The organism is Streptococcus sp. AM43-2AT (assembly GCF_003603405.1).
In the GTDB taxonomy this organism is placed as follows: domain Bacteria; phylum Bacillota; class Bacilli; order Lactobacillales; family Streptococcaceae; genus Streptococcus; species Streptococcus ilei.
The window spans coordinates 693,666-705,872 of the sequence record NZ_QTND01000001.1 but is presented as its reverse complement, the minus strand read 5'-3'; the positions used below and the strand labels follow the sequence as shown (position 1 = coordinate 705,872).

Sequence of the window (12,207 nt, the reverse complement as noted above, 5' to 3'; positions counted from 1 at the left end):
TGAGATCGTGATCCCAGGCTCTTTCCAATTCAGTAGAAATAGAGGAAATCATTGTGGCAAACAATCAAAAGAAACCACTTAAAATGAAAAAATCGGGACAAACCTTACTAGGCTTGGTGGTGGCTGCAGCTCTCTCGATCGGCGGGGATTATTTTAGTCATCCCCAGCCAGTCGCTAGTCACTCTCAAGTTCAAACGGTTGTCACTTCGAGTCAACAAGCAACACCGAGTAAGGAACTAGCAGAGAGTGTTCTGACGGATGGTGTTCGTACGAAACTAGGAAAGAACATTCAATGGAACGAAGCGGGCGCTTTCATTATTAACCAGAACAAAACCAATCTGGATGCAGATGTTGCGAGTCTCCCTTATGCAGATACGAAGACAAAGACTGTAAAAGGACGAGAAATTCCCACAGTTGCCAACGCTTTGATGACCAAGGCGACTCGTCAATACCAAAAGAGAGAGCAGACAGATGTAGATTGGACGCCAGCTGGATGGCACCAAGTAACCAATTTAGCTGGGGAATATGACCATGCGGTTGATCGGGGACACCTTCTCGGCTATGCCTTGATTGGCAAGCTTGATGGCTTTGATGCCTCAACGAGCAATCCAAAAAATATAGCGGTTCAAACAGCTTGGGCGAATCAAGCGCGTGATAGTTTTTCGACAGGACAAAATTACTATGAGACCCTTGTTCGGAAGGCCTTAGACAATAATAAGCGGGTTCGTTATCGGGTGACTCTCCACTATGCATCGGATGATGATTTGGTACCAGTCGGCAGTCAAATTGAAGCAAAATCTAGTGATGGTAGTCTAGAGTTTAATGTTTTTGTTCCAAATGTTCAGAGTGGGATTAGTTTGGATTATCGTACGGGAAAAGTAACAGTGCATCGTTAAGCTAAACGGAAAAGAAGAAGCAAGATAAGAAGGATTCGGTTGGCTTTGTAGTCAACTGAATCTTTTTCTTTTCATGACTGCAATCTTTAGTTTATTTTAAGAAAATTAAGGTATACTATGCTCTTCTAGACCTAAACAGAGGTCTTTCCAAGAAAAGGAGGAGCTTATGAGAACTATTATAGCCATGATTCGTTTTCTAATAAGGGCCATTTGGAGTCTTGTTTGGGGCTTGTTTTGGACCCTGGCCCTCAGTTTTGCCCTAGTAGTTGGTGTTCTGTTCTTTAGTGGCAAAACCGGTAGCGGGATAGACGGCGTCAGTCGTGCGGCCCAAACGGTTGTCACGCAGGTGGATGCTTACTTTCATCGAACTGGTCCTATGCTAAGTCAAGGGAGCCCATCTGCTCAAGAAGGCCTAGCAACTGATGGCCATACCTCTACAGGAGCAAGGTGGGATCAGGCAACTGCAAAAGTTTATCTAGATCCTGCGATGGATGAGACCTTTACCCTTGCTTATGAGGAAGCGCTTGAGTCTTGGAATCAGACAGGGGCCTTCACTTTCCAACTTGTCACCAGTGAAGAAGAGGCGGATATCCTCCTAACAGAGATGGATGATAGCACGGTTTCTGCAGCAGGTGAAGCAGAATCCCAGACCAATGTTTTAACCCATCGATTCAAACGTGTGATTGTTCGTTTGAATCGCTATTACCTATTAAATAAGCAGTACAACTATTCCCATCAACGGATTGTGAATACAGCTGAGCATGAACTAGGCCATGCCATTGGTTTGGACCATAATGAGGAAGAGTCCGTCATGCAGTCGGCTGGTTCCTTTTATAGCATCCAAGCGAGGGATATTGAAGCTGTTCGTCAACTATATAAGGAGTCAGAATGATCAAACGGATACTGTATCTTATTCGAACCTTTCCAGAACAAGTGGCACTCTTTGTGTTTAACTCTGGAATCTTTCTTTGGATATCCCAAAAAGGGCAAGTAATTTCCCATGAATTAGGCATTCAACAGGCTTGGGAAAATTATGCTCCTGAGGGAGTCCGTCAATTTTTCGGGAACAATAGGGAAGCTGTTCAAGCTTTCCTCTCCCATTCGGCCATTACTTGGCTGATTGGCTCCATGATTATCCTGCTTGTGATTCGCTTTGTGAAGGGCGTCATCAAATGGGGCTTGTTTTTGCTAGTGATTGGCATCGGGCTTTTCCTAGCCTGTCAGTACAGTCAAATGGCTTCCAATGTCTCAGCGATTTAAAAAGTGAAGAAAGGTCAAGCGCGTCTAGCGTTTGGCCTTTTCTTCAATTGTCAATTTGTCAAAAGTAAGGTACAATGAAACTATGATTATTTTACAAGCCAACAAAATTGAACGCTCTTTTGCAGGGGAGGTTCTTTTTGATAATATCAGCCTGCAAGTGGATGAACGGGATCGAATTGCTCTGGTCGGAAAGAACGGCGCAGGCAAGTCTACGCTCTTGAAAATCTTGGTGGGAGAAGAAGAGCCGACCTCAGGAGAAATCAATAAAAAACGCGACCTTTCTCTCTCTTATCTGGCCCAGGATAGCCGCTTTGAGTCGTCCAATACCATCTACGATGAGATGCTCCATGTCTTTGACGATCTCCGTAAGACGGAAAGAACCTTACGGCAGATGGAGCTCGATATGGGGGAAAAAACTGGAGCCGATTTGGAGAAACTCATGCAGGATTATGACCGGCTCTCGGAAGAATTCCGTCAGGCTGGTGGCTTTACCTATGAGGCAGATATCCGTGCCATTTTAAACGGCTTCAAGTTCGATGAATCTATGTGGCAGATGAAGATTGAAGAGTTGTCTGGAGGGCAAAATACCCGTTTAGCTCTGGCCAAGATGCTCTTGGAAAAGCCAAATCTTTTGGTACTGGATGAGCCGACCAACCACTTGGATATTGAGACCATCGCCTGGTTGGAAAATTACTTGGTCAATTATAGTGGGGCCCTTCTCATTGTCAGTCACGACCGGTATTTTCTAGATAAGGTAGCAACCATTACTCTGGACTTGACCAAGCATTCTTTGGACCGCTATGTCGGCAATTACTCCAGCTTTGTCGAGCAAAAAGAGCAAAAACTCCTGACCGAAGCCAAGAACTACGAGAAGCAACAAAAAGAAATCGCTGCTCTCGAAGACTTTGTTAATCGCAATTTAGTGCGGGCTTCGACCACCAAGCGGGCCCAGTCTCGTCGCAAGCAGTTGGAAAAAATGGAGCGCCTAGACAAGCCCGAAGCTGGGACCAAGTCTGCCCATATGACCTTCCATTCTGATAAGACCTCTGGCAATGTCGTTTTGACAGTAGAAGAGGCAGCTGTCGGCTATGACGATCAAGTCCTATCAGAGCCCATCAATCTGGATATCCGCAAGATGAATGCGGTCGCTATTGTAGGACCAAATGGGATCGGGAAATCGACTCTTATCAAGTCCATCGTTGGACAGATTCCTTTTATCAAAGGAGAAGCCCGTTTTGGGGCCAATGTCGAGGTAGGCTACTATGACCAGACCCAAAGTAAGCTAACCCCTCACAACAGTGTTTTGGATGAACTCTGGAATGACTTTAAGCTAACACCAGAAGTGGAAATTCGCAATCGCCTGGGAGCCTTCCTTTTCTCTGGGGACGATGTCAAGAAAACCGTCGGCATGCTGTCAGGTGGAGAGCGGGCGCGCCTGCTCTTGGCTAAACTATCCATGGAGAATAACAACTTTTTGATTCTCGATGAGCCGACCAACCACTTGGACATCGATAGCAAGGAAGTGCTGGAAAATGCCTTGATTGATTTTGACGGGACTCTTCTCTTTGTCAGCCACGACCGCTACTTTATCAATCGGGTAGCCACCCAAGTCTTAGAACTCTCAGAAGAGGGTTCAACTCTTTACCTAGGAGACTATGATTATTATCTGGAGAAAAAAGCAGAGTTAGAGGCCCTTGCCGCAGCGCAAGCAGAAGCTGTGCCCGCTGCTTCAATGGAAGAAGTCACCAGCAATGATTATCACTTACAAAAGCAAAACCAAAAGGAACTCCGTAAAATCACTCGTCGCATTGAGCAATTGGAAGCGGAGATGGAAGAGCTGGATCAAAAAATTCAAGCCATTACCGAAAGCATGCATAGCACCAATGATGCGGAAGATTTAGTTCAATTGCAAAGCAATCTGGATCAATTGACCATCCAACAGGAAGCGGTCATGGAAGAGTGGGCAGAACTGGCGGAGAGAGTGTAGTTTTCTAATTTGCCTAAGGAGAACATTGTGATGACTGAAAATGATTGGTTTATGAATCAGATTAAAGGTGTGGCCGATATAATTGGTACAGCTTTGCGCCTACAGATTCAGAATTTAGATTTGGGGCAGTATGAGGATGAGGAAGGAAGACTCATCAACGGGAATCACTATCTTCAGCAAGTTTTAGAAGAGCAGCGCTTTGCAGAGGCCATTTCTTTTGTTGAAGAGCAGATGAAACGCCTACCTCTTCATCAGTATGATCTATTGGTTGATTGGCTGATTTCTTACTTAAGACAATTAGATTTTTCCGTTAAAGAAGAGCATGGATTCTACGAAGGATACTTGCAAGAGTTAGAAAGGTACTTAAAGGAATTTAAGTGGTAATCAAATGGAAGATTTAGGCAAAGTTTTTCGTGAATTTCGAATGAGTAAAAATTATTCATTGAAAGAAGCTGCAGGAGAGGCCTGCTCGACCTCTCAGTTATCCCGCTTTGAATTGGGGGAGTCGGATCTAGCAGTCTCGCGTTTCTTTGAGATATTAGACAATATCCATGTGACGATTGAGAATTTTATGGACAAGGCCAGAAATTTTCAACACCATGAACATGTGGCCTTGATGGCTCAGATTATTCCTCTTTACTATTCAAATGATATTACTGGTTTTCAAAGGCTTCAAGGAGAACAACTTGAAAAGGCTAAAAGTTCGACCAATCCCCTTTATTTTGAATTGAACTGGATTTTGCTACAAGGGCTGATTTGCCAGAGATATGCCAGCTACACGATAAAGCAAAGTGATCTGGAAAAGGTGGCGGATTATCTCTTTCAAACGGAAGAATGGACCATGTATGAGTTGATCCTCTTTGGCAATCTTTATAGCTTTTATGATGTGGATTATGTCACTCGGCTTGGGAGAGAAGTGATGGAGCGTGAAGATTTCTACAAGGAAATTGGTCGCCATCGAAAACTGGTCTTGATTCTAGCTCTGAATTGTTACCAGCATTGTTTAGAACACCGTTCTTTTGAAAATGCTAGTTATTTTGAAGCCTATGTGGAAAAGATTATCGGCAAGGGAATTAAACTCTACGAGCGCAATGTCTTTCATTACCTCAAGGGATTTGCCCTCTATCAGAAGGGGCAAAAGAAAGAAGGCTGTCAGCAAATGCAGGAAGCCATGAATATTTTTGATGTGTTGGGACTACCAGAGCAGGTAGCTTACTATCAAGAACACTTTGATAAATTTGTAATAGATGAATGTTCCTAAATAAGCAAGAGATAAAGGAGATTTTATGAACCGACATGCGGTCCAATTAATTAGTCGTGGAGCGATTAACAAAATTGGAAATATGCTCTATGATTATGGGAATAGTGTCTGGCTGGCCTCAATGGGGACTATAGGAAAGACGGTATTAGGAATCTATCAGATTTCTGAGTTAGTGACAGGGATTCTCGTCAATCCTTTTGGAGGAGTGATTTCAGACCGTTTTTCTCGTCGCAAGATTTTGATGACGACCGACTTGGTTTGTGGACTCCTTTGTTTGGCGATTTCTTTTGTCAGAAGTGATCGTTGGATGATTGCGGCACTGATTTTTGCCAATATTGTTCAGGTCATTGCCTTTGGTTTTTCTCGACCTGCCAATAAAGCCATTATCACAGAGGTGGTAGAGAAAGAAGAGATTGTAACCTATAATGCGCACTTGGAGTTGGTCTTACAGGTTGTTAGTGTCAGTTCACCTGTGTTTTCTTTCCTAGTTCTACAATTTGCCAGTCTCCATGCGACCCTCTTACTAGATGCGCTGACCTTTTTCATTGCCTTTGTCCTAGTGGCATTCCTTCCGAAAGAAGAAGCTAAGGTTCAAGAAAAGAAACAGTTTACGGTGAAAGATATTTTTTCTGATATCAAGGAGGGGTTAGACTATATCTGGCATCAGAAAGACATCTTCTTTCTCCTCTTGGTGGCTTCCGGCGTTAATTTCTTTTTTGCAGCTTTTGAGTTTTTACTTCCCTTTTCGAATCGACTTTACGGAGTCAAGGGGGCTTATGCGACTATTTTAACACTGGGTGCAATTGGGTCTATTCTAGGAGCACTTGTTGCCAATAAAATTGCATCAAGTATGAAAATTCTCCTGTTTTTACTGATTATGGCGGGGGTCGGAGTGTTCATGATGGGCTTGCCTCTTCCGCCTTATTTTTCCTTTTCGGGAAATCTGGTCTGTGAATTTTTTGTGACCATTTTCGACATCCACGTTTTTAGTCAAGTGCAAACCAAGGTGGAAGATGATTATCTGGGGAGAGTCTTGAGCACGATTTATACTTTGGCTGTTCTTTTTATGCCCATAGCCAAAGGTTTGATGACTTGGTTACCAAGTGTCCAAGTAGAATCCTTTCTCCTGATTGGAGCTGGAGTTATTCTCTTTTCACTCTTTGCTCAGCTAGTAGCTAAGCAGTTTCAATCAAAAGAACAGTAGGTATCCTTTTATAAAATTGCAATCTATTATTTTTCCCAAATAAGGGACAAAATGAAAACCTCTTTCATGAACTGATACAATAGTTTCAGAAAATGAAGGAGGTTTTTTTATGAAGCGACATGCAGTCCAGTTAATTTCTCGTGGTGCGATCAATAGAATGGGGAATATGCTCTATGATTATGGGAATAGTGTCTGGCTGGCCTCGATGGGGACGGTAGGAAAGACAGTATTGGGGATTTATCAGATTTCTGAACTTGTGACCTCCATTCTAGTTAATCCATTTGGAGGCGTGATCTCAGATCGTTTTTCCCGTCGCAAGATTTTGATGACGACCGACATGGTTTGTGGGCTTCTTTGTTTGGGCATTTCTTTTATCAGGAACGATCGTTGGATGATTGCAGCCCTGATTGTTGCCAATATTGTCCAAGCCATTGCCTTCGCTTTTTCTAGAACTGCCAATAAAGCCATTATTACAGAACTTGTAGAGAAAGACGAGATTGTGACTTATAATGCCCACTTGGAGTTGGTCTTACAGGTTATTGGTGTCACTTCTCCCGTGTTCTCTTTTCTTATTTTACAATTTGCCAGTCTCCATGCGACCCTCTTACTGGATGCACTGACCTTTTTCATTGCTTTTGTACTGGTTGCTTTACTGCCGAAAGAAGAAAAGGTTCAAGAAAAGAAAGGGTTTACGGCAAAGGATATTTTTTCTGATATAAAGGATGGATTGCACTACATCTGGCAGCAGAAAGACATTTTCTTTCTCTTGTTGGTTGCTTCCAGTGTCAATTTCTTTTTTGCAGCTTTTGAGTTTTTACTTCCCTTTTCCAATCGACTTTACGGAGTCAAGGGGGCTTATGCGACCATCTTAACCTTGGGAGCTATCGGGTCCATTATCGGAGCCTTGATCGCCAATAAATTTAAATCAAGCATGGAGATGCTTCTCTTCTTATTGATTTTAACAGGAGTAGGAGTATTCATGATGGGCTTACCTCTTCCTCCTCTCCTTTCCTTTTCTGGAAATTTAGTCTGTGAACTCTTTATGACGATTTTTAATATCCACTTTTTTACCCAAGTGCAAACCAAGGTGGAAGGAGACTATCTAGGCAGGGTCTTAAGCACCATTTTTACCCTGGCCATTCTCTTTATGCCCATTGCCAAAGGCTTGATGACTTGGTTGCCAAGCGTCCGAGTAGAATCCTTTCTCCTGATTGGCGCTGGCGTCATTCTCTTTTCCTTCCTAGCCCAACTAGTAGCCAAGCAGCTACCATCAAAAAGTCATTAGATCAGCATGAAAAAAAGCACCGACTGGTGCTTTTTTTGATCTAGACAAACTATTTTACAGAAAACAACCGAAGCGATGCTAAAAAATCAATCGGTGCTTTTGTTTTCGATTTGTTCGATTTTTTCTTCTTTTTCGCTCGACATCTTTTGTCCTAGTTGTTTTTTCGCAGATTTTAATTCATGTTTTAATGAGAAATTTTTTGGAAGGCTGACTAAGAAAGTCACTAGCGAACCGAGAAGGACACAGATCAGAATCAAAATGATGAGAGGGAGTTTAAATTGGACCAGCAAAAAGTTCACAGTCACCGTTTGCATATTGGCCAAGGAAATAATTGCAATGAGCAGTACAGAAATCAGTAGTGTAACATATTGTAGTTTTCGTTTATTCATTTTGTCTCCTTATTCTTCTAATTCAGCCTTGCTTTTCACATCAGCGTATTCTTCTGCTTTTTCAAGGCTTAAGATATCATTGTAAGTCGCTAGGTCGATGTCTTGTCCATATTTTTTCTTTAGAGCAGTTGTCACCAAGCGATAGGCTAAATTGGCGTTACGAGAGAGGATAGGGCCGTGGAAGTAGCTCCCAAAGACGTTTTTGTAATGAACGCCTTCGCACCCATCTTCCTTGTTGTTCCCATTTCCATAGACGACCTTGCCCAGCGGTTTTTCATCCTCTGCCAAGAAGGTCCGACCCTGGTGGTTTTCAAAACCATAGTAGGTTTCATTGAACTCTTCGTTATGGATCTTGATGTCGCCAATATAGCGGTTGTTTTCTTGGTTGAGAGTGTAATGCCCCATAATACCAAGACCTTCAATGCGTTTACCAGAAGCTTCAATGTAGTACTGACCTAGAAGCTGAAAGCCACCACAGATAGCAAGGACTACACCATCGTCATGAATAAAGCGCTCGAGGTCTTCTTTTTTATCTGGTAGATCTTCTGATACAATGGTCTGTTCGTAGTCTTGACCTCCACCGAAAAAGGCAATATCGTAGACTTCTGGATCAAAGCGGTCTTTGAGAGAAACGATATCCACAGTGACATGAGCACCAAGCTTCTCCGCAACGTACTTGAGCATGAGGATATTTCCATTGTCGCCATATGTATTCATCAGATTCCCATAAAGATGGGCAATTCTCAATTCGTATTGGTAGGTTTCCTGATCAGGGGATTGTAGTGAAGTGTAGGTCATTAATTCATCTCCTTTCCAATCAGGTGTTCTTGAGCTAGAAGTTCACGGAATTCTAGCATGGCCGTATAGGTGGCTAAAATATAGGCGTGAGGGGTTTCCTGTTGCTGGATGCGTTGGAAGACCTCTTTTAATTCAGCTATTTCTGTGATCTTTTCAGCAGGATAGCCTGTAACCCGAAGTCGCCGAGCAATTTCAGAGTGGCGCACCCCTCCAGCATTGATCTCTGGAATGTCCATTTGAGTGATTTGTTCAAAGTCTGCATCCCAGATCCAGCTGGTGTCTATCCCGTCAGCATAGTTGGCATTGAGAAGTACGGACAAGCTGAATGGATAAGGTGCTAGCTTGATCATTTCAATAGCCTGCGTCGCACCGACTGGATTTTTGATCAGGACCAAGGTACATTCCTTGTCCCCAATCTTAAAAGTTTCTTGACGACCAAAGACAGCCTTACTCTTGTCGAAACCACGCTTAATGACGTCTGGACTTACTTCAAAATAATGGGCAACAGCAACTGCAGCAAGGGCATTATAAATATTATAGAGGCCCCCGATATTGATGTGGTAATTTGTGCCGTTAATCTTGAAGTGAGAAGAAGTATTGGTTAACTCGGTCAATTCATCGACAGCGACTGTCAAAGGAGGACGGTGGAAGCCACAGTTTTCACAGAGGTAATCCCCTAGATTCGCATAGGTATTCAACTGGTAGGTCAAAATGCCATGACATTCTGGACAGACAATTCCTTCCGTATTGTAATGGGCCAACTTGGGAGCAGTTTTTTCTGTATCAAAGCCAAAATATTGAACGGTATTTGGTAGGGGAAGGGTATGGAAAAGAGGACTATCCCCATTCATCAGAACAGTCGCCTGTGGCGCTTTTTTAATCCCATCCAAAATCATCCGATAAGTTGTGTAAATTTCCCCATAGCGGTCCATTTGATCCCGGAAAATATTGGTGATTACAAACAAGGTCGGAGTGATGTAGTCACAAATTCGAGACAGGCTGGCTTCATCGATTTCAAGAACAGCGATTGGACGACCAGAAGAACCCTTTGCGTTCAAGAAAGTAGTCGTAATCCCTGAAATCATATTGGCTCCACTAGGATTGGTCACGATAGGTCCGAAAGCCTCCTGAAGAATTCCAACAGTGAGAGCTGTTGTCAGTGTTTTCCCATTCGTACCAGTGACAACCACAATTTCGTAGTTCTGGGCCAGGTGTTGTAAAATGTCTTTATCAATTTGAAGGGCGATTTTTCCAGGAAGGGTAGAGCCACGTCCAAGCATGCGCAAGAGGTGACTACTCATTTTTCCGGCAATAAGCCCCATACTAGTCTTAATCTTCATAATTCATATTTTATCACAAAAACCAACAGAAGGTTACAGAAAAATCTGTTGAAACATGATATAATGATGTAGAGTGGTTTGAACGCGCTATCCTTTTGATAGAAGCCTTGCTGTTGCTAGTAAGATTCTACAATTTGTTAGCCGTTCGATAAGCCTAGAAGAGAAGTGGTAGGTATGAGATCGTGAACATCCAACAACTGTCAAATCCCCAGTATTGGGCCAGTTTATTTCCCACTCCCTGGAGTGTGGTTGTCAACCTGATTGACATTGCCCTAGTAGCTTGGTTATTGTATTATTTTATAAAAGCCATTGTCGGCACTAAAATTATGATTTTAGTCCGTGGTGTCTTGACCTTTTTCTTATTTGAGTTAGTTGCCAATATGATTGGTCTGACGACCATTTCTTGGTTGATCAACCAAATCATCACATACGGGGTCATTGCTGCGGTAGTGATTTTCTCTCCGGAAATTCGGACGGGATTAGAACGATTAGGTCGAGCAACTGAATTTTTCTCAACCAACCAGATTAGTACAGAAGAAAAATTGGTTCAATCCTATGTAAAAGCCGTTGCTTATATGAGTCCTCGAAAGATTGGTGCCTTGGTTGCTATTCAAGGGAGTAGAACCCTTCAAGAATATATTTCTACGGGTATTCCCCTCGATGCAGATGTTTCGGGTGAACTTCTGATTAATATTTTTATTCCCAACACCCCGCTTCACGATGGGGCAGTGATTGTCACCAATGATAAAATTGCTGTATCTTGTGCTTATATCCCCTTAACAGAAAGCACGGGAATTTCAAAAGAGTTCGGTACGCGACACCGGGCTGCAATCGGCTTGTCTGAGGTAAGTGATGCCTTCACCTTTGTTGTTTCGGAAGAAACGGGTGGTATCTCCATTGCGAGAAATGGGAGCTTTAGACACGACCTCAGTATCGAAGAATTTGAACAAGAATTGCGTTCCTTCATTATTCCAGAAGATCAAGGAAAAAAAGATTTGAAATCAAGAATTTTTGGAGGACGTATCAAATGATTCCAAAAAGAAAAATTGTCTATATTGTGACATCAGTCTTTTTCTCAAGTCTCTTATTCATCATTGCCACCTCTGTTAATTTCCAGAATAACAGTAGTGCGCGTCAAGTGAGCTCTGAAACTTACACGAACACCTTAACCAATATTCCGATTGATGTAAAATATAACGATAGTAAATATTTTGTTAGCGGGATTAGTTCAGAAGTAACAGTTTTTCTGAAGGGATCTAACCGTGTCGCCTTAGCATCAGAAATGCAGGCTAGTACTCGTAAATTTAAAGTGGTAGCTGATCTGAGCAATCTGAAAGAGGGCCAGCATGAAATCACCTTAAAGGTCGAAGACCTGCCTTCAGGATTGACTGCAACCATCGAACCTCAGAAAGTTACTGCAAAAATTGGTAAGAAAAAAACGAAAAAGTTTGATGTTTCTGTCACGGTACCAGACAAACAAATTGCCCCAGGGTGGAGTCTCTCACATGTTACTTTTTCTGAGGATAAGGTCTCTGTAACCAGCGACCAGGACACTTTAGCCAAAGTTGATCATGTAGAAGCCATCTTCCCTGAAGGAGATCTTTTAAACAATACCTATACGGCAACCGTCTCCTTGAAGGCAGTAGATAGCGAGGGAAATGATTTACCAGTTATTATCTCTCCATCAGAACTATACATGAAGGTTGAGTTGAAACAGACAAGTTCTAGCTCCTCCTCATCTAGTTCCTCATCAAATAATAGCAATTAATAAAGAATCATCGAAAGGA

Annotated in this window: 13 protein-coding genes; 10 read left to right on the top strand and 3 right to left on the bottom strand. The window is 42.6% G+C overall.

Annotated elements, in window-relative coordinates:
• Positions 1 to 83 precede the first annotated feature (83 nt).
• The 8 genes from DW930_RS03505 (at position 84) to DW930_RS03470 (ending at position 7,893) form a co-directional block, all read left to right on the top strand.
• Positions 84 to 896 carry a DNA/RNA non-specific endonuclease gene (locus DW930_RS03505; protein ID WP_207801601.1) on the top strand — a complete coding sequence of 271 codons (813 nt, stop codon included), beginning with the start codon at positions 84 to 86 and terminating at the stop codon, positions 894 to 896.
• Between the two features lie 166 nt (positions 897 to 1,062).
• On the top strand, positions 1,063 to 1,788 hold the full coding sequence (locus tag DW930_RS03500; RefSeq protein ID WP_117744057.1) for a matrixin family metalloprotease: 726 nt from the start codon (positions 1,063 to 1,065) through the stop codon (positions 1,786 to 1,788).
• Positions 1,785 to 2,156: a hypothetical protein gene (locus tag DW930_RS03495; protein ID WP_023022755.1), complete on the top strand. Its 372-nt coding sequence runs from the start codon at positions 1,785 to 1,787 to the stop codon at positions 2,154 to 2,156. Before DW930_RS03500 ends, DW930_RS03495 begins: the two co-directional genes overlap by 4 nt.
• A gap of 82 nt (positions 2,157 to 2,238) precedes the next feature.
• The gene (locus tag DW930_RS03490) at positions 2,239 to 4,143 is read left to right on the top strand and encodes an ABC-F family ATP-binding cassette domain-containing protein (protein WP_123159333.1); all 1,905 of its coding nucleotides are present in this window, start codon (positions 2,239 to 2,241) and stop codon (positions 4,141 to 4,143) included.
• Positions 4,144 to 4,173: 30 nt separating this feature from the next.
• Positions 4,174 to 4,527: a hypothetical protein gene (locus DW930_RS03485; RefSeq protein WP_123159332.1), complete on the top strand. Its 354-nt coding sequence runs from the start codon at positions 4,174 to 4,176 to the stop codon at positions 4,525 to 4,527.
• A gap of 4 nt (positions 4,528 to 4,531) precedes the next feature.
• Positions 4,532 to 5,404, top strand: a complete 873-nt coding sequence (locus tag DW930_RS03480) for an XRE/MutR family transcriptional regulator (RefSeq protein ID WP_023022758.1) — start codon at positions 4,532 to 4,534, stop codon at positions 5,402 to 5,404.
• Positions 5,405 to 5,429: 25 nt separating this feature from the next.
• On the top strand, positions 5,430 to 6,608 hold the full coding sequence (locus DW930_RS03475; RefSeq protein ID WP_123159331.1) for an MFS transporter: 1,179 nt from the start codon (positions 5,430 to 5,432) through the stop codon (positions 6,606 to 6,608).
• Positions 6,609 to 6,717: 109 nt separating this feature from the next.
• Positions 6,718 to 7,893 carry an MFS transporter gene (locus tag DW930_RS03470; protein WP_120702133.1) on the top strand — a complete coding sequence of 392 codons (1,176 nt, stop codon included), beginning with the start codon at positions 6,718 to 6,720 and terminating at the stop codon, positions 7,891 to 7,893.
• Positions 7,894 to 7,979: 86 nt separating this feature from the next.
• Here the strand turns inward: DW930_RS03470 and DW930_RS03465 are convergent, their stop codons facing one another.
• The 3 genes from DW930_RS03465 to murT are packed head-to-tail and all read right to left on the bottom strand — an operon-like array spanning position 7,980 to position 10,420.
• Positions 7,980 to 8,282, bottom strand: a complete 303-nt coding sequence (locus tag DW930_RS03465) for a lipopolysaccharide assembly protein LapA domain-containing protein (protein WP_023026638.1) — start codon at positions 8,280 to 8,282, stop codon at positions 7,980 to 7,982.
• 9 nt (positions 8,283 to 8,291) lie between these two features.
• The gene (gatD, locus tag DW930_RS03460; RefSeq protein ID WP_023022762.1) at positions 8,292 to 9,080 is read right to left on the bottom strand and encodes a lipid II isoglutaminyl synthase subunit GatD; all 789 of its coding nucleotides are present in this window, start codon (positions 9,078 to 9,080) and stop codon (positions 8,292 to 8,294) included.
• A complete protein-coding gene (gene murT / locus DW930_RS03455) occupies positions 9,080 to 10,420 on the bottom strand; it encodes a lipid II isoglutaminyl synthase subunit MurT (RefSeq protein WP_023026640.1) in 1,341 nt (446 codons plus the stop codon). Before murT ends, gatD begins: the two co-directional genes overlap by 1 nt.
• A 182-nt stretch (positions 10,421 to 10,602) precedes the next feature.
• Here murT and cdaA point away from each other — a divergent pair, with 182 nt between their 5' ends.
• Together cdaA and DW930_RS03445 are read left to right on the top strand one after the other, a co-directional pair.
• Complete coding sequence (cdaA, locus tag DW930_RS03450) at positions 10,603 to 11,451, top strand: diadenylate cyclase CdaA (protein WP_123159330.1); 849 nt, start codon at positions 10,603 to 10,605, stop codon at positions 11,449 to 11,451.
• Positions 11,448 to 12,188 carry a CdaR family protein gene (locus tag DW930_RS03445; RefSeq protein ID WP_123159329.1) on the top strand — a complete coding sequence of 247 codons (741 nt, stop codon included), beginning with the start codon at positions 11,448 to 11,450 and terminating at the stop codon, positions 12,186 to 12,188. The genes cdaA and DW930_RS03445 overlap by 4 nt, the downstream gene beginning before the upstream one ends.
• The last annotated feature ends 19 nt before the right edge of the window (positions 12,189 to 12,207 follow it).